This is a genomic window from Chelativorans sp. YIM 93263 (assembly GCF_028767125.1).
Classification (GTDB): Bacteria; Pseudomonadota; Alphaproteobacteria; order Rhizobiales; family Rhizobiaceae; genus Chelativorans.
In genome coordinates, this window is record NZ_JAKCWP010000001.1 from 438,833 (window position 1) to 456,374 (window position 17,542).

General features: G+C 57.7%; 19 protein-coding genes. 10 read left to right on the forward strand and 9 right to left on the reverse strand.

The features are described from left to right. Positions 1 to 142: 142 nt before the first annotated feature. Positions 143 to 1,474 carry a tRNA uridine-5-carboxymethylaminomethyl(34) synthesis GTPase MnmE gene (gene mnmE, locus LY631_RS02135; RefSeq protein ID WP_274423460.1) on the reverse strand — a complete coding sequence of 444 codons (1,332 nt, stop codon included), beginning with the start codon at positions 1,472 to 1,474 and terminating at the stop codon, positions 143 to 145. 56 nt (positions 1,475 to 1,530) lie between these two features. Here mnmE and LY631_RS02140 point away from each other — a divergent pair, with 56 nt between their 5' ends. Next, positions 1,531 to 3,546: a thioredoxin domain-containing protein gene (locus LY631_RS02140; RefSeq protein ID WP_274423461.1), complete on the forward strand. Its 2,016-nt coding sequence runs from the start codon at positions 1,531 to 1,533 to the stop codon at positions 3,544 to 3,546. 20 nt (positions 3,547 to 3,566) lie between these two features. Here the strand turns inward: LY631_RS02140 and rho are convergent, their stop codons facing one another. The 3 genes from rho to hemE all read right to left on the reverse strand — a co-directional run bounded on the left by rho (position 3,567) and on the right by hemE (position 6,601). After that, positions 3,567 to 4,832, reverse strand: coding sequence for a transcription termination factor Rho (gene rho / locus LY631_RS02145; RefSeq protein ID WP_274423462.1), 1,266 nt, complete (start codon positions 4,830 to 4,832; stop codon positions 3,567 to 3,569). Positions 4,833 to 5,039: 207 nt separating this feature from the next. Beyond that, positions 5,040 to 5,489 carry a protoporphyrinogen oxidase HemJ gene (gene hemJ, locus LY631_RS02150; RefSeq protein ID WP_274423877.1) on the reverse strand — a complete coding sequence of 150 codons (450 nt, stop codon included), beginning with the start codon at positions 5,487 to 5,489 and terminating at the stop codon, positions 5,040 to 5,042. A gap of 86 nt (positions 5,490 to 5,575) precedes the next feature. Then, a complete protein-coding gene (hemE, locus tag LY631_RS02155; RefSeq protein ID WP_274423463.1) occupies positions 5,576 to 6,601 on the reverse strand; it encodes a uroporphyrinogen decarboxylase in 1,026 nt (341 codons plus the stop codon). 393 nt (positions 6,602 to 6,994) lie between these two features. Here hemE and LY631_RS02160 point away from each other — a divergent pair, with 393 nt between their 5' ends. From LY631_RS02160 to dnaQ, 5 genes are all read left to right on the forward strand, one after another. Beyond that, positions 6,995 to 7,819 (forward strand): pyruvate, water dikinase regulatory protein, encoded by an 825-nt coding sequence (locus LY631_RS02160; RefSeq protein ID WP_274423464.1) that lies wholly within the window; start codon positions 6,995 to 6,997, stop codon positions 7,817 to 7,819. A gap of 17 nt (positions 7,820 to 7,836) precedes the next feature. Next, entirely contained in the window at positions 7,837 to 8,445 is a 609-nt protein-coding gene (locus LY631_RS02165) for a Maf-like protein (RefSeq protein WP_274423465.1), read from the forward strand. Further along, entirely contained in the window at positions 8,438 to 9,280 is an 843-nt protein-coding gene (locus LY631_RS02170; RefSeq protein WP_274423466.1) for a shikimate dehydrogenase, read from the forward strand. The genes LY631_RS02165 and LY631_RS02170 overlap by 8 nt, the downstream gene beginning before the upstream one ends. Next, positions 9,277 to 9,861, forward strand: a complete 585-nt coding sequence (gene coaE / locus LY631_RS02175; protein ID WP_274423467.1) for a dephospho-CoA kinase — start codon at positions 9,277 to 9,279, stop codon at positions 9,859 to 9,861. Before LY631_RS02170 ends, coaE begins: the two co-directional genes overlap by 4 nt. A 69-nt stretch (positions 9,862 to 9,930) precedes the next feature. Beyond that, entirely contained in the window at positions 9,931 to 10,668 is a 738-nt protein-coding gene (gene dnaQ, locus LY631_RS02180) for a DNA polymerase III subunit epsilon (protein ID WP_274423468.1), read from the forward strand. Between the two features lie 47 nt (positions 10,669 to 10,715). On the opposite strand, the gene secB is transcribed toward dnaQ, so the two are convergent. Continuing rightward, positions 10,716 to 11,231: a protein-export chaperone SecB gene (secB, locus tag LY631_RS02185; protein ID WP_274423469.1), complete on the reverse strand. Its 516-nt coding sequence runs from the start codon at positions 11,229 to 11,231 to the stop codon at positions 10,716 to 10,718. Positions 11,232 to 11,345: 114 nt separating this feature from the next. Then, positions 11,346 to 11,825, reverse strand: a complete 480-nt coding sequence (locus LY631_RS02190; protein ID WP_274423470.1) for an FxsA family protein — start codon at positions 11,823 to 11,825, stop codon at positions 11,346 to 11,348. Positions 11,826 to 12,023: 198 nt separating this feature from the next. Between LY631_RS02190 and LY631_RS02195 the strand changes: the two genes are divergently transcribed. From LY631_RS02195 to LY631_RS02210, 4 genes are read left to right on the forward strand one after another with little or no spacing between them, the layout of a single operon-like run. Beyond that, complete coding sequence (locus tag LY631_RS02195) at positions 12,024 to 12,734, forward strand: Tim44/TimA family putative adaptor protein (RefSeq protein WP_274423471.1); 711 nt, start codon at positions 12,024 to 12,026, stop codon at positions 12,732 to 12,734. A 38-nt stretch (positions 12,735 to 12,772) separates the two neighbouring features. Then, a complete protein-coding gene (gene mltA, locus LY631_RS02200; protein WP_274423472.1) occupies positions 12,773 to 13,879 on the forward strand; it encodes a murein transglycosylase A in 1,107 nt (368 codons plus the stop codon). Beyond that, a complete protein-coding gene (locus LY631_RS02205) occupies positions 13,876 to 14,415 on the forward strand; it encodes a Smr/MutS family protein (protein ID WP_274423473.1) in 540 nt (179 codons plus the stop codon). The genes mltA and LY631_RS02205 overlap by 4 nt, the downstream gene beginning before the upstream one ends. 1 nt (position 14,416) lies before the next feature. Next, a complete protein-coding gene (locus LY631_RS02210) occupies positions 14,417 to 14,803 on the forward strand; it encodes a helix-turn-helix domain-containing protein (RefSeq protein ID WP_274423474.1) in 387 nt (128 codons plus the stop codon). An 87-nt stretch (positions 14,804 to 14,890) separates the two neighbouring features. Here the strand turns inward: LY631_RS02210 and LY631_RS02215 are convergent, their stop codons facing one another. From LY631_RS02215 to LY631_RS02225, 3 genes are all read right to left on the reverse strand, one after another. Continuing rightward, complete coding sequence (locus LY631_RS02215) at positions 14,891 to 15,859, reverse strand: DUF1402 family protein (RefSeq protein WP_445082834.1); 969 nt, start codon at positions 15,857 to 15,859, stop codon at positions 14,891 to 14,893. A gap of 111 nt (positions 15,860 to 15,970) precedes the next feature. After that, a complete protein-coding gene (gene hslU, locus LY631_RS02220) occupies positions 15,971 to 17,281 on the reverse strand; it encodes an ATP-dependent protease ATPase subunit HslU (RefSeq protein ID WP_274423475.1) in 1,311 nt (436 codons plus the stop codon). 69 nt (positions 17,282 to 17,350) lie between these two features. Beyond that, a complete protein-coding gene (locus LY631_RS02225; RefSeq protein ID WP_274423476.1) occupies positions 17,351 to 17,506 on the reverse strand; it encodes a hypothetical protein in 156 nt (51 codons plus the stop codon). Between the last annotated feature and the right edge of the window lie 36 nt (positions 17,507 to 17,542).

The window sequence follows — 17,542 nt, forward strand, 5'->3', positions numbered from 1 at the left end:
TCGCTGGCCTTCAGATGCGCGCTCGCGGCGTTTCAGTCAAGATGCAGTGGTGCAGCGTTTCACGTGAAACTAAAGTTCCTGCCGCTCCGCCATGTTTCACGTGAGTCACGGGTACGTGTCACGTTTCCGTGTTTCACGTGAATCATTTGCCGATGCAAAAGGTAGCGAAAATACTGTCGAGCAGGTCTTCCACGTCGATATCGCCGGAGATCTGCCCCAGCGCATGAGAGGCTATGCGCAGATCTTCAGCGCGCAGTTCCAGGTCGTCGCTTTCCTTCGACAGAGCGTTATCGAGTGCGGATACTGCCTCTCCGAGGCGCTCCACATGGCGAAGCCGAAACGGGAGGATCTCACCAGCGCGTGCGGCATGTACCTGACTTGATTGGCGTAAACTCTCCATGAGCGCGTCGAGTCCCGCTCCGGTCTTCGCCGATATAAGGCAATCGTATTCCGATCGTCCCACAGCCCTCTCGACAGGCGGACCAAGACGATCCGCCTTGTTTCCCACCCTGAGGAGCGGAACGTCAGGAATGTTTGGAGCTGCTACTGGCCGGTGTACGTCTTCCAGCAGAAGGACGAGATCGGCCTCGCGCGCTCGTTCCAGCGTACGCTCGATCCCGATCGCCTCGACACGCCCTTCCGCACGCCGAAGCCCAGCCGTATCGGTCAGAAGGATCTTCATCCCACCGATATCGAGTGCAACCTCGACCAGATCGCGGGTCGTCCCGGGCTCATCGGTAACGATGGCTGCCTCCCGCTGCACAAGCGCGTTCAACAGACTAGACTTCCCGGCATTGGGCGCTCCTACTATAACCACCTTCATGCCATCGCGAATGATTTCGGCATTTCGATACCCCGCGGCATGTGCGGCAATGGCGTCGCGTAAAGTCTGAACCTCCTGCCAAACCTTCTGAGCGACGGAGCCTGGTACGTCTGATTCATCGGCGAAGTCGAGTTCGGCCTCGATCAAAGCCCGAGCATTCAAGAGGCTTTGCCGCCAATCTTGATAAAGCTTCCGATGACGGCCAGAGCTGTTGGATAAGGCGAAGCGCTGCTGTGCTTCAGTTTCGGCGGAAATGAGATCTGAAAGGGCTTCGGCACCTGTCAGGTCAATCTTGCCGTTGAGGAACGCACGTTTCGTGAACTCACCGGCCTCAGCCGCACGCAGACCGGGAAGCAACGACAGGGCCGATAGAACCGATGCCACAACGGCGCGACCACCATGCAGGTGCAGTTCCGCACAGTCTTCCCCGGTGAAACTCGCGGAACCGGGGAAGAACAGACAAAGCCCTCTGTCCAAAAGCTGCCCGCTTCGGTCGCGAATCGCAGAGAGTCGGGCTTGGCGTGCCGGTGGGAGAACGCCGGTCATCGACTCAAGCGTCGTGCGCGCGGCGGGTCCGGAAAGACGGATGACAGCGATACCCGACGGAAGGGAGCCGCTCGAAAGGGCAAAGATGGTTTCACTATCCGACATTTGATCCGGTCCGGTCAGCACCCTAGGTTTACACGTGAATAACATGGAGGTCGGCAATGACGCTTCCCAGTCAGAATCAGCTTGGGAACCAGACGAGCCCTTACCTTTTGCAACACAAGGACAATCCCGTCCACTGGCGATCCTGGTCGCAGGAAGCGCTACAAGAGGCGAGAGCGGAAAACAAGCCGATCCTGCTTTCCGTCGGCTACGCTGCTTGCCATTGGTGCCATGTGATGGCTCACGAATGCTTTGAAGATCAGCAGGTGGCCGATGTCATGAATCGATTGTTCGTGAATATCAAGGTCGATCGCGAAGAGCGGCCGGACATTGACCAGATCTATATGACCGCATTGACGGCCACAGGGGAGCAAGGGGGTTGGCCTCTGACAATGTTTTTAACTCCCGAGGCAAAACCGTTCTGGGGCGGTACTTATTTCCCCAAGGCTCCTCGCTTCGGCCGGCCCGGCTTTATCCAAGTTCTACGTGCGGTTCATAAGGCGTGGAGCGAAAAACAATCCGATCTCAATCGCAGCGCCGACGCGCTGACAACACATGTACAGCAACGACTTTCGCCGGCGATCGCCGAGGCTGAAACATCCGCGCCGCCCCTCCATGGACTAGCACAGCAGATCGCGACACTCTTCGACCCGGAGTATGGCGGTCTTCGCGGCGCACCGAAATTTCCGAACACACCGTTTTTAGACATATTGTGGCTCGATTGGCTGAAAAGCCGAACAACCGAACATCGCGATGCGGTTTTGAATACGCTGCGTTTTATGCTTGCTGGCGGAATTTACGACCATGTCGGTGGGGGCTTGGCGCGCTACTCCACCGACGCTATGTGGCTGGTTCCGCATTTCGAAAAGATGCTCTACGACAACGCCCAACTCATCCGCTTGACCGGTATGGCTTATGCCGAGACTGGGGACCCATTGTTTCGCAGGCGAATCGAGGACACTGTCGGCTGGATGCTCCGCGAGATGCGAGTTGAGAACGGCGGTTTCACCTCGAGTTTCGACGCAGATTCGGAGGGCGAGGAAGGACGCTACTATGTCTGGACTCGGGATCAGATACACGCGGTCTTGGGCGATGACACCGAAGAATTGCTATCAATCTATCGCCTGTCGAGTCCCGAAGATTGGGAAGGCGATCCCATTCTCCACCGGCTGGACAAACCGCACTCACAGCCTGAGAAGGTGGAGGACAGACTACAGACGCTTCTGGAGAAGCTGAGGGTCGTACGTGATTGCCGTGTACCGCCGGCGCGTGACGACAAGGTTCTCGTAGACTGGAATGGTCTCGCCATCGAGGCATTGGCCCAGGCAGCCCGTTTGCTGAACAGGCCCGACTGGCTGGATGCTGCACACCGTGCGTATCGTTTCGTATGCGAATCAATGGAGGAGGAACGGCTGCCCCATAGTATAAGGGGAGATAAGAGGCTCTTCCCAGCTCTTGCGAGCGATTACGCAGCAATGATCTCTGCCGCGGTTGCGCTTCATGGGGCCTATCAGGACGACCAGTTCATAGAACAGGCGATCCGATGGTCGGAAATGCTCGCTAGGTGGCACAAGGATGAGACCGGCGACGGCTTCTATCTTACTGCCGCAGACAGCACGGATGTTCCGATGCGTATCCGGGGCGATGTCGACGAGGCGATACCATCGGCAACGGCCCAGATCATTACAGCGCTGACACGCCTCGCGACATTAACTGGCAACTCCGAGCTTTACGATCAGTCCGTCCGCACAGCGGAGACTGCTCTCGCCCGCGCACAGCAGCAGTTCTCCGGGCAGATGGGCATCGTTTATGCCGCTTCCCTCGCGCAGGAGCCGATGAAGCTTCTGATCAACGAGGGCCCCGACGAGAACATCTTTGTTCCGGTGGCGAATCGAAATCCCGATCCCCGACGTATGGATTTAGTCCTGCCTGAAACGGTCTCGCCTGCCGAGAAACAGCTCGACATCAAAATCGATAGATCGTTGCGCGGCGCATGGCTTTGTATCGGGCAACGATGCCTACCGCGCGTTAGCGATCCTGAGTCCTTGGAAACAGCATTGCGGTCCCCAGACTGACTGTTCGAGGACCCAGCCAATCAGGTGTTCATGGAATCGAAGAAATCCGCGTTGTTCTTCGTGTGCTTAAGCTTGTCGATCAGAAACTCTATGGCGTCCGTGGTGCCCATGGGCGCAAGAATACGCCGCAGAACGAAGATTTTCTGAAGGTCCTGACGCGCGATGAGAAGATCCTCCTTGCGGGTACCGGATTTGAGGATATCCATCGCCGGATAGATGCGCTTGTCGGCCACTTTGCGGTCGAGCACGATCTCGGAGTTGCCTGTACCCTTGAACTCCTCAAAGATCACCTCGTCCATGCGGCTGCCAGTATCGATTAGCGCGGTGGCGATGATGGTCAGCGACCCGCCTTCCTCGATATTGCGCGCAGCACCGAAGAAACGTTTCGGCCGCTGGAGCGCATTGGCGTCAACGCCACCAGTGAGAACCTTACCGGAGGAAGGGACCACCGTGTTGTAGGCACGCCCCAGGCGCGTGATTGAGTCGAGCAGGATCACCACGTCACGACCGTGTTCCACCAGCCGCTTGGCTTTCTCGATCACCATCTCCGTGACCTGTACGTGGCGGGAGGCGGGCTCGTCAAACGTCGAGGAAATCACCTCACCGTTAACCGAGCGCTGCATATCCGTCACCTCTTCCGGTCGCTCATCGATCAAAAGAACGATCAGGTAACATTCCGGATGGTTCGACGTTATCGAATGGGCAATGTTCTGGAGAAGAACGGTCTTACCCGTTCGCGGAGGCGCCACAATAAGCCCGCGTTGTCCCTTTCCCAAGGGTGCCACGAGATCGATCACCCGCGCGGAAAGATCCTTACCCGTGGGATTATCCACCTCCATCCGCATCCGCTCGTCCGGATAGAGCGGTGTCAGATTGTCAAAATGGATCTTGTGACGGATCTTTTCCGGGTCCTCGAAATTGATCGAGTTCACCTTGAGCAAAGCGAAGTAGCGTTCCCCTTCCTTGGGGCTGCGTATTGGCCCTTCCACCGTGTCTCCGGTTTTCAGCGAAAAGCGTCGGATTTGCGAGGGCGATATGTAGATATCGTCGGGCCCAGGCAAATAGTTCGCGCTGGCAGAACGAAGAAAGCCGAATCCGTCCTGGAGAACCTCCACGACGCCGTCGCCGATGATTTCAATATCTTGGGTCGAAAGCTTTTTGAGGATTGCGAACATCAGCTCCTGCTTGCGCATGATGCTGGCGTTCTCGACCTCGAGCGACTCGGCAAACGCGATCAGATCGGTCGGCGTTTTGCTCTTGAGCTCCTGAAGTTTCATTTCCTGCATGGTAACGGCCTGAGTGGTTCTTGAACCGAGAAATGGAAAGGATAACCAGAGCGCCGGCGAGGTCCGCAAATTGGGAAGGCGACGCTGAAGAATGAAGGGAAGGAAAGCCCCTTTTATCCTCCCCAGACAGAAAGAGCAAGGTGGGTTTTTCGTTCCACCTTCGCAAATAGCGGTCGATAAACCGCTATGCAAGCGAGCTGCCTGAATCTAAAACGGTTTGACCACGACCAGAATGACAATCGCAATCATCAAAAGCGTTGGGACTTCGTTCACCATCCGCCAGTGGCGGGCAGAGCGGGTGTTCCCGTCCTCGGAAAAAACTCGTACGCCCCGTGCAAGATAGCCCGTAATGGCGGAAAGCAGGACAACAGCCGCGATCTTGGCGTGCAACCATCCGCCCGAGAATCCAAATCCTCGCCACGCAAGCCACAAACCCAGGATCCAAGACAGCATCATCGCCGGTGCGATAATGGCGTGGTGCAACCGGCGCTCCATGACCTTGAAAGTCTCGCTTTGCACCGATCCCACTTCAGCGTCCGCGTGATAGACGAAGAGCCGCGGCAGATAAAGAAGACCCGCCATCCAGGCAATTATAGCGATCACATGGAACGCTTTAACCCACGGGTAGAACCGGTCGGGAACGAGCGAAAAAAACATAAATACCAGAGCGATGAGGGCTAAGAGCCCGATAAAGACACGCACGAGACGGCTTTGCTTCCCGCTTTCCGCTTCCCCCACCGCCATTACCCACGCTCACGAATTCGTCTTACCATAGTGTGTACATGCTCCACCGGTGTATCCGGCGTGATACCGTGGCCGAGATTAAAGATCAGCGGCCCGGAACCCAAGCCATCCAGGATGGTATCAATTCCCACTTCCAGCGCCTCTCCTCCAGCTCTGAGACGCATCGGGTCGAGATTGCCTTGCACCGGCCCCTCTGCCTGCAAGCGGCGTGCATCTATCATCGGAACCATCCAATCAAGGCCAAGGGCAGTGACACCGGTGCGAGTACGATAACCATCGTAGTGGCGGGCGGCACCTTTTGGAAATCCGATGATTGGAACCTCCGGATACTTCTCTCGAACGCGCCGCACGATCTCGGTGACTGGGCGGACACACCAGGCCTCGAAGCTCTTCTCGTCCAGAACACCCGCCCAGGAATCAAAGATCTGAACAGCATCCGCGCCCGCTTCTATTTGACGGATCAGATACTCAGCTGAGCAAGCGGTGATGGTCTGGAGCAACTTCTCGAAACCCTGCGGCTCAGTGTGCCCGAAGAATCGCGCTGGCGCCTGGTCCGGCGTTCCACGGCCGGCAATCATATAGGTCGCCACCGTCCAGGGAGCCCCACAAAAGCCGATGAGCGCCTTTTCTTTCGGCAGTTCTGCCCTGAGTCGTCGAATCGTTTCATAGACGGGGTTCAGATGCTTGTGCAGATCGCCGGTTTCGAGTGCTTCAATGTCATCCGCCTGCAGCGGTGTCATCACAGGGCCGATCCCTTCCTGAAAGCGCAGATTACGGCCAAGTGCATAAGGAATGACGAGGATATCGGAAAACAGGATCGCTGCATCGAAGTCGAATCGTCTGATCGGCTGAAGCGTGACTTCCGTCGCTAAATCGGGATTGAAACACAAATCGAGGAAACTTCCGGCCTTCCTACGCGTTTCCCTATACTCGGGCAGGTAACGGCCAGCTTGGCGCATGAGCCAGATAGGAGGGGGAGACGTTTTTAGCCCGTTCAGGACGTCGAGGAGCTTTCGTTGTGGCACGGATCGTCTCCCTAAAAACTAATATTAAGAATCTATTTAAAGGATTCTGTTTCTATGAGTCTGTTTGAAGTGTGGATTCTCATCTGTCCACATTTCGCGACGCGACATTGGCGCACATTCAACGGAATGAAAAGAGTTTCTCCCTTGGGGAATATTCCTTGGATAACAGCTTGTTTGAACGTGATTCCAGTGAGTTACAAAGAATCTCCCACGGTTTCGACATGTGAGGCAATTTGGAAACTCCATCTTTTCCACGAAGGCGCTGACAAGTTCGAAACGTTTTCCGCAGTGGGGCCTAATGTGGATGAAGATTGCTGTTTTCCAGATAGCCTGCTCTCCTAATCTGCCTGGCTGCGCGCTATCAACAGACGTCCACAGGGGAGAGAAAATAGCGTGCAGAAAGCGCAAAGCTTCTTCCATCTGCACTTGATTTCCGACGCGACCGGCGAAACCCTTCTTGCTGCCGGTCGAGCGGCCGCGGCCCAATATAAGAATGCCCGCGCCATCGAACATATTTATCCGCTCATCCGCACGGAAAAACAGCTCGCCAAGGTCTTCGCTGAAATCGACGAGGAGCCGGGGATCGTTCTCTATACCGTCGTCGACCAGGAGCTGGCAGGCCGAATCGAGGAACTCTGCACTACCATGGGTTTGCCGAGCGTATCGGTTCTTGAACCAGTCCTGGCCGTTTTCCAGTCCTATCTGGGAACGCCGGCCGGCCGGCGTGTCGGCGCGCAGCATGTGTTGGATGCAGAATATTTTCGCCGCATCGACGCGCTGAACTTCACGATGGAGCATGATGACGGCCAACTGCCCCACGATATCGAGGAGGCGGACATCATCCTCGTCGGGATCTCGCGGACATCAAAGACCCCCACTAGCATCTATCTTGCGAACCGCGGTGTGAAGACAGCCAATGTACCGATCGTTTTGGATACGCGGCTGCCGGAGCAACTTGACAGGGCGGTCGGACCCCTTGTCGTCGGTTTGGTGGCATCCGCCGATCGCATTTCACAGATTCGCCGCAACCGGGTTCTTGGCGGTCCGGGCGCGACAAGCGATTTCGATTCATACACCGACCGCGGCACGATAGCCCGTGAGCTTGCCTATGCGCGCCAGCTTTGCAGCCGCCATAATTGGCCTATAATCGATGTAACACGTCGTTCGATAGAGGAAACGGCGGCCGCCATTCTGGCCTTGCGTGGGAATACGCGCTGAAACTGAGGATCAGACCGATGATAACAAATGGACAGAATCTCATCCTCGCTTCTACAAGCCCGTTTCGCCGGCAATTGCTGGAAAATGCCGGGTTGAGTATCATCCCCATGGCGCCGGAAGTCGACGAACGGGCGGCGGAAGCGCCCCTTAAGGATACAGGCCTGAGCCCCGAGGATGTTGCGCTGGTATTGGCAGAAGCCAAGGCCGTGGATGTCTCGGAGCGGAACGCGGGTGATTGGGTGGTTGCCGGTGACCAGACCTTGTCACTGGGCGATGAGCTATTTCATAAGCCGGCGGATATGGAAGGTGCGCGCCGCCACCTTCTTTCGCTGTCCGGCCGAACCCATCAATTGAACAGCGCCGTCGTTCTGGCGCAGGGTGGAAACGTCGTTTGGCGGCATGTGGCAATCGCGCAGCTGACGATGAGAAAACTCGATCCCGGCTTTATCGGGCGGCATCTCTCGCGCGTGGGAGAAAACGCCCTGAACAGTGTGGGCGCCTATCAGGTTGAAGGCGAAGGCATCCAGCTTTTCGAAAAAATCGAGGGCGACTATTTCACGATCGTCGGTCTGCCGCTCCTGCCCCTGCTTGCAAAACTGCGCGAATTGGACGTGATTGATGGCTGATAGACCCTTGCGGGCCTTTGTTTGCGGGCATCCGATTGCCCATTCTCGCTCACCGGTGATCCATGGCTATTGGCTTCGTCAACACGGAATAGAAGGTTCGTACGAGCGCCGGGACGTGTCGCCGGAACAGTTTGCCGATTTCGTTCGTGGCCTGTCCGACGGCCCATTTGTGGGTGGCAATATCACCATTCCACATAAGGAAACCGCGTATAAGCTGGTCGAGCAATGCGACACCGCGGCCGAGGCAATAGGGGCTGTCAACACCATCTGGTTCGAAGACGGTCGGTTGTGCGGCGGCAATACGGATGCCTACGGCTTTGCAGCCAACCTGGATTCCGTTGCTCCCGGCTGGGAAGGAAACGGCATCGCGACGGTCCTTGGCGCGGGTGGTGCCGCTCGCGCGATCGTTCAGGCGTTGCAACAACGCGAGATGCAGGATATCCGCGTCGTCAACCGCACGCTCTCCCGAGCAAAGGTGCTGTCCGATCGGTTTGACGATGGTGTCAGCGCCCACACCCTGGATGCACTCCCCGAGTTGCTGTCCGACACCACGCTTCTTATAAACACAACCTCGATGGGTATGGCGGGCGGACCACCGCTGCAGATTGAACTTTCCGGTCTGCCGGACTCGGCGACCGTGAGCGATATCGTCTATGCACCTCTCATCACTCCCTTGCTTCGCGACGCGGTAGACAGAGGCTTGAAGGCGGTGGATGGGCTTGGAATGCTTCTGCATCAGGCAGTTCCCGGGTTCGAGCGCTGGTTCGGTGTGAAGCCGGAGGTAACCTCGGAGCTGCGGGAAATCGTCCTGGCTGATCTGGAGAAGGGCCATTGATCGTACTCGGGCTCACGGGATCCATTGCCATGGGCAAGTCAACCACCGCCCGCATGTTCGAGGAAGAAGGCGTGCCCGTCCATGACTCCGACTCGGCCGTGCACCGGCTCTATGCTGGCGAGGCAGCCCCGAAGATCGAGACGCTGTTTCCCGGAACGGTAGTCGACGGCAAGGTCGACCGCGCGAAATTGGCCAGCGTCGTTACGGGGCGTCCGGAAAAGCTCCGTCAGCTTGAAAACCTTATCCATCCCCTGGTGCGCCGGGATGCGGAGCGTTTCCTGAATGAGCAGCGGAGGCGGGGGATACCAATGGCGGTTCTGGATATCCCGCTTCTTTTCGAAACCGGTGGCACGGATCGTGTCGACAGGATCGTCGTCGTGACCGCCCCGCTGGAAATTCAGCGACAGCGTGTCCTCGCCCGGCCGGGAATGACCGAGGACAGGTTCGAAGACATGCTTTCCCGGCAGATGCCCGATGCGGAAAAACGCCGCAGAGCAGACTTTGTCATCGACACCAGCCGCGGCCTTGAGGCGGCGCGCCGGCAAGTGCTAAGCATCATCGCACAATTGACGGGACGCTGAGAGCTTTTTCACAGCTGACCCTTGTCCTCGACGCTTCGCTTCGTCATCGTTGCGGCGGGGAGCGATTCGATGCGTGAAATTGTTTTTGATACGGAAACGACCGGCCTCGATCCGCGAGAAGATCGGGTTATCGAGTTGGGGTGCGTGGAGCTTGAGAACCGGTTTCCGACCGGTCGCTCGCTGCATCGTTTCATCAACCCGGAGGGTCGCTCGGTCCACCCCGACGCCCAGGCCGTGCATGGGATTTCAAATACGGATTTGGCTGACAAACCGGTCTTTTCCGGTATAGCCGACGAGTTTCTTGAATTCATCGACGGCGCAAAGCTGGTCGCCCACAATGCGAATTTCGACATCGGCTTCATCAATGCCGAGTTTGCCCGCCTGGGTCTCCCGATGGTTGACCCTGCCTTGGTTGTCGATACGCTCGCAATTGCGCGGCGCAAGCATCCGATGGGCCCGAACTCGCTCGACGCGCTTTGCCGCCGCTACGGGATCGACAACTCGCGGCGCACAAAACACGGCGCGCTTCTCGATGCTGAATTGCTGGCGGAAGTCTATATCGAACTCGCCGGCGGAAAGCAGGCGACCTTTGGCCTGGAAACGGCGGCCGACAAACCGGCGGAGGAAAGGCAGAATACCACCGCCCCCGTCGTCCTACCGGCCCGTCCCCGACCTCTACCGCCGCGGCTAACCCCCGCTGAGCAGGACAATCATGCCGCGATGGTGGCCGCGATAGGCGATAACGCGCTCTGGCTGAGAAGAAAGCAGGACAACGCGGAATCGAATACAAAGGCGGAATCCGCCTGAGCGCCGGGAAGGCATTTTACAACCCGACGCACAGACGCGGTTCAGGCTTAGGTGGTCTGAACCTTGTTCTTCGCCTGCTCTTCAGCAATCCGCTGCTGGTACATTTTTGCAAAATCGATTGGATCGATCATGAGCGGCGGAAAGCCGCCATTGCGCGTTGCGTCCGCAATCACCTGCCGCGCGAAGGGAAAGAGCAGGCGCGGGCACTCGATGAACAGGAGTGGGAGCATATGCTCCTTAGGGAAATTCTGGATGCGGAAGATGCCTCCGTAGACCAGCTCGGCGTTGAAGAGCACTTCCTTTTCGACTTCGGCGCGTGCCGTAAGCGTCAGGACCACATCGTAGTCCGCCTCTTGCAGCGGATTGGCGTTCACATTGACATTGATGTTGATCGCCGGGGCCTTCTTGCGGTTGAGCAGTGACCTTGGCGCACCCGGACTCTCGAAGGACAAGTCTTTTATGTATTGGGTAATAATGTTGAGACTGGGCGGCGTGCCATTGCCGGCCTTGGCTTCGCCCGCGCCTGTGCCCGTTGTTTGTTTTTCATCCGGCTTACTGGCCATGTCCTGATCCCCTTGTGGCATCGCTGAGATGTGGCGTGCACCTTAAGCCCGCCTTTCAGAGCATGCTCGCTATCACGTGCTCCGTGGCAAGACAAGAACGCCTTCGCCGGAAGCTCAGCCCCGGTGGTCACGCCAAGGGGAATCGTCATCCTCGGTATGGGTGTAATCATCGCTATCGAGATCAATAATCCTCTCCTGGCGCCCCTTCCGGCCTGGAGGTGTACTGGCGCCTCCGATAATGACGACACGATTGCGCAAGAATCGCCACGCCGCATCGCGTAGGGGCGGGATAAAAAGAAGGAAGCCTAGTGTATCGGTTACAAATCCGGGCGTCAGCAACAGAACGCCAGCCAAAAGGATCATGACGCCATGCACGAGCTCTCGGCCGGGCATCTGTCCCTGGCCAAGCATGCGCCGGACCCTGGAGAGGATGCCGAATCCTTGGATACGGAGCAGAATAGACCCTGCAACGGCCGTCGCCAGAACCAGCGCCAGCGTCGGCAGAACGCCGATTTGCTCTCCTACGAGAACAAAGACGGCAATCTCCATCAACGGAATCGCCAAAAGCAAAAATGGAACGATAGAGAACGGCACTTTTTTAGGTTACCTTTTACAAACGGAGCCGGTAGTTGCGAATCATCATTCTATAGATGGGGATGCGAACCAATGATTTGAATGATGGCGACACGCGTTCTATATGGATTGCATCGGGGCGGCGCCCTGCGTTTGCCTGTTCATATACTCGGCAGGGGCGGCAGCTGAAACATCACGGAGCGGCTTTGGCTGAACGACATGGATTTTCTTGATTTCGGCACAATTTTTTTCCTCGTCGCTGCAGTGGTGATTTTTTTACAGCTGCGCAACGTTCTTGGACGGCGCACGGGGAATGAGCGCCAGCCCTTCGATCCCTACACCGCCGGTCGTACGCGCGAGCGCAAGGAGTCAGACAAGCCGGAAAACGTGGTCTCCCTTCCCAGGCGCAAAGGTGCCGTAGAGGCTGATGAGAAGGAGAAGTATGCCACGATTGATACGGTGTCCGAACCTGGAACCCACCTCAACAAGGGCTTGCGCGCCATCAAAGACGCCGATCCCGCTTTCGATCCGGTCGTCTTCACAGACGGTGCCAAGCTCGCCTATGAAATGATCGTGATGGCTTATGCCGATGGGGACAGGCGAACCTTGAAGAACCTGCTGTCGCGCGAGGTTTATGATGGTTTCGTAGCCGCCATCGACGATCGGGAGAAGCGCTCAGAAAAAATTGAGTCTTCCTTTGTGGGCATCGAAAAGGCGGTTCTCGTCGGTGCCGAGATGAAAGGCAGCGAGGCGCATTTGACGCTGCGCATCGTCAGCGAATTGATCTCGGCCACCCGCGATAACTCTGGCGCGGTGATCGATGGCGATCCGGAAACCGTTTCGGAAGTGACTGATGTCTGGACGTTCGCACGTGATACACGTTCGAACGATCCCAACTGGAAGCTCGTGGCAACCGAAGCGGAAGAATGAAGGCCATTCCGGTCTGGGCGGGGTGAGGAGAGGTTGCTATGAACCTTTCCGGCGCTTTTCGCGCAGTTTCGTTTGCGGAGCTGCCGGGCTGGTACGACGACAATGTCTCCGCCGCGCTGCGGGCATTCCGACGCTCCGCCCGTCGGTCCACGCAAAAGCCCTATCGTGACGGCGCACTGGGAATAAGAAGCGAGTTCTTCGAGACCGCTTTCGCGGAAGCCGAGAAAATTCCGAATACACCCAGTGATGCCGAGGCGCGGGCGTTTTTCGAGCGACATTTCCAGCCCTGCTTTATCAATCCGGATAATGATGCGCAGGGGTTCGTTACCGGGTACTACGAACCGGAGTTGCCCGCCTCGCGCGAACCGTCGGACCGGTTTACGGTGCCGCTTCATGCCAGGCCGGATGATCTCGTTTCAGTGAATGAAAGCAACAGGCCCGGGCATCTCGATCCGGAGCTGAGATTCGCGCGGCTATCGGACGATGGTCTGGTCGCGTATTTTGACCGTGAAGCGATCGACCGTGGCGCGCTGAAGAGTCGCGGTCTGGAGTTGTGCTGGCTGGCGGACCCGGTGGACGCCTTCTTTGTCCACATACAGGGTGCGGCCCGTCTCCACATGCAGGATGGTGGCGCGATACGTGTCACGTATGCGGCAAAGAATGGCTATCCGTTTACGGCCATTGGGCGGGTGCTGGCCGAAAGCGGAGAGATAGCGCCGGCCGATGTAACCATGCAGTCGATTCGAGCCTGGCTTGCAAGCCATCCGGCCTGCGTGAACATGATTCTGTGGAAGAACCGCTCCTATATATTCTTCCGGGAAACCCCGCTCGGCGATCTTAATCTCGGGCCAATTGCCGCCGCAAAAGTTCAGCTTGAGCCGATGCGTTCGATCGCGGTCGACCGCATCCTGCATTGTTTCGGCACGCCGATCTATGTAGATGCACCTGGTTTGCACGAGGTTGTCCGTTCACCCTTTCGCCGGCTGATGATAGCGCAGGACACGGGCTCGGCGATCCGAGGAGCGGCTCGTGGGGACATTTTCATCGGAACGGGTGATGCGGCGGGTAGGGCTGCCGGAAGCATTCGCCATTCGGCCGATTTTTACGCGCTTTTGCCGCGTTTCCTTTGGGAGGCGCGCAAATGACGCGCAAGAGAAGACGACTTACCGACGAGGAGCGGACCTTGTGGAGCCGTGTCGCCCGAACAACGGTGCCGCTAAAAGGAAAAGAGCTTCCGGAAGTGGAGCCAAAGCCCCTCGACGACATGATGGAAGACGTTCCCCTTCAGAAGCCGGTTACAAGGACAATGCCGCACGAAGCTCGAGCGCCGGCGAAGACCAGACCACGCGCGCCACGCCGTCTCGATGCTCCGACGCAGCAGAAATTGGCACGCGGCCGCCTTCCCATTGCCGGCCGGGTGGATCTGCACGGACTGACCCAGGATAGGGCACATTCGCTGCTGCTGTCTGTCTTGAGTCGAGCCTACAAGGAGGAACGTCGTTATGTCCTCGTGATCACGGGCAAGGGTTCGAGGGAGGATAGCGGCGTCTTGCGCCGCACAGTGCCGCAGTGGCTTTCGACAGCACCCTTCCGTGCCCTCGTCAGCGGATATGAAGAGGCGGCGCGCCATCACGGCGGAGCGGGTGCGCTCTACGTGCGCTTGCGTCGAAGAAGGTCCTGAAATGACGCCGTTCGGAGAAAGAATCCGCCAGCTTCGCCGCGCCCGCGGGATCAGCCAGAAGGACATGGCGGCTGCAATCGGTGTCAGTGCCGCCTATCTCTCTGCGCTCGAACACGGCAGGCGCAGCCCGCCCAACTGGGCGATGGTTCAGAAGATCATCGGCTATTTCAACATCATTTGGGACGAAGCGGACGAGTTGCAACGGCTGGCCACGCTTTCCGATCCGCGGGTGGTGGTGGATACGGCCGGATTGTCAGATGGCGCTACGGAGTTTGCTAACCGGCTTGCCCAAAGCATCGCCGACCTGAACGACGAAGACGTCGTCACGCTCGCCCGCGAGCTGGACCGGATCCTCGCTCGCAAACGAAAGCATTTTGCAGGCAAGTGATTCACTTGCCAAACGCGGGAAAACAATCAAGGGCGGCATACGTTGCGCACGTGAACGTACTCCGCTCTAGAGGCGAATCGCCGTGAATCACGAATCGGCAATCAGCGCTTCCAGCTCCATGAGCCGATCATTGATCAACCAGCCATAATAGTTCTCGCGTGGCCAGCGTGGTGTACGGCCCTGTTTTCGGAGCAGCCGGTTCTCCGCTGCCAGTTTCGCAGCGCGGGTCTCCACATTGCCGAGATTGTAGAGGGTAGCCGTCAACCCGGGATTTTTGCTGATATCGAAACCGGCGACATCAGCATAGACATCAATCGATTTCCTGAGGATCGCCGCCATATAGGTCAGGCTCATATCAGGGTCCATGATGGTGCGATAGACCTGCTGCGGATCCCGGTGGTCGAGCTTGGGCAGGCCGGAGGTCCCGTGCACCATATCGCTCATCTGCAACGCTGTCAGCGGATTGAGTTGGCCAATACCGAAAGTCTGGCCGGCGTAGAAGGGCTGGAAGAAAACGGCGCTGAACCGGTCATTCGGATAATGCGTGCCTTCAACCACCTGATCGCGGTACTTTTCATCCCAGACCGCTTCGCGGCAGCTCCAGAGTGCATAGCTGTCCATTTCGTCCCCACAGTCGGCAAACGCGGGCTGGCGAATGAAAGCTTCGACGGTTTCACCCTCGTACGAGAAGGAAAAGCTGCTCTTCAGGTAGGAAACGGCTTTGACGTAATAAGTCTGCAGATGGTCGTAGGCGTCGACGTTGTAGGTATGCTCACCGATGATCGCGCCAATCATGTGAATGGGCGCGACATCGTACTCGCCCGCCGCCTCGATGATTTTTGCGCGCAGTGCAGCATTGCTTTCCAGCAGCGCATAAATCTTCTTGTATTTCCGATCGTAGGTAGACTGGCCAGCCTGTGTTCGCCGAGCGGACGCGCTGGGGACGGGCGGCTGCGTTGCGTGCCGGTTTCCTGACGGCACAATCTCAGTCGCTTCGGCGGAAAATGCCGCCAAACTGAAGACTACGCCCGCGATAACGCTGCTGCTAAGCGACAAGCCGCCCGCCCCGTGAAACTCGATTCGCGCGGGACAGTAGAAAAAGAACGGGGGCAAGTCGAGTTTCCGCCTGCCCGCCTGTGAAACGGACGCAACGCTGTGTCGAATGGGTTACAGGATGAAGCGCGAGAGGTCGGTATTCTTCGCCAAGTCACCCACATGTTCGTCGACATACGCGCCATCCACCGTGACCTCACTGCCGGAACGGTCGGGCGCGTTATAGGAGATATCGTCGAGAACACGCTCCATCACTGTCTGCAGGCGACGCGCTCCGATATTCTCCACGCTTGCGTTGAGGTCGACGGCAATGGCCGCCAGACGGTCGATTGCGTCGTCGGTGAATTCAAGCCTGACCCCTTCGGTTTCCATGAGCGCCACATACTGCTTGATGAGGCTGGCCTCCGTCTCTGTCAGAATGCGGCGGAAGTCGTCCTTTTCGAGCGCCCGGAGCTCAACGCGGATAGGAAGGCGGCCCTGAAGCTCGGGCAGTAGATCTGACGGGCTGGTGACGTGGAAGGCACCAGAAGCGATGAAGAGAATGTGATCGGTTTTCACCGGACCGTATTTGGTAGCGACCGTCGTGCCTTCGACCAGCGGAAGCAGGTCGCGCTGCACACCCTCGCGGGAGACTCCCGCACCCATGCCGCCTTCCCGCGCGGCAATCTTGTCGATTTCGTCGAGGAAGACGATTCCCTCACTTTGCGCAAGGTCGAGCGCTTTCTGGGTGACCTCGTCCTCATCCAGAAGCTTGTCCGATTCATCGTTGATTAGGTGCTTATAGGACTCCTTCACCGTGGTCTTGACGGTCTTGGTACGAGCGCCCCCCATAGCCTTCTGAAGCATGTCGTTAATGTTCAGAACGCCGACATTGCCCCCTTGCAGTCCCGGAATATCGAAATTTCCCAAACCGCCGCCGGTGTCCGCCACCTCGACCTCGATTTCCTTGTCGTCCAACTCGCCGTTTCTGAGCTTTTGCCGAAAACTGTCGCGCGTTGCCGGGCTTGCGGTTCTGCCGACGAGGGCTTCCAGAACACGCTCTTCCGCATTTACATGGGCCCGCGCCTCTACATTCTTGCGCATCTTCTCTCGCGTGAGCCCGATCGAGGCCTCGACGAGGTCACGAATGATTTGCTCCACATCGCGGCCGACATAGCCGACCTCGGTGAATTTCGTGGCCTCGACTTTCATGAAGGGCGCGCCTGCCAGCTTGGCGAGCCGGCGTGAAATCTCTGTCTTGCCGACGCCGGTGGGGCCAATCATCAGGATATTCTTCGGCATCACTTCATCGCGCAACACCGGCTCAAGCTGCTGACGGCGCCAACGGTTCCTGAGTGCAATAGCCACGGCCCGTTTCGCATCCTTCTGACCGATAATGTAGCGATCGAGCTCGGAAACGATCTCGCGGGGAGAAAATGTGCTCATTGGATCCTCGAAAAACTTCTGGGCGTCATTTCCATAAGCACCGTGACGCCCTGGGTGTTGCGATGCTGGTCAACCTTCATGAAGCTGGCCTTGGCGTAAGCGCGAATCGCGCGTGTTCTCTCTAGTCTCGCCGCTGGCCTGCCCACTGCGGATGAGATCGAGTTTTTCTTCCGGGTCGGCCCACCATTGCCGCACACTCGGCTCCACCAGCTGGCGCGCCAGCATCGCCATGAATTTCCGATACCGGCTCGAACTCGACTG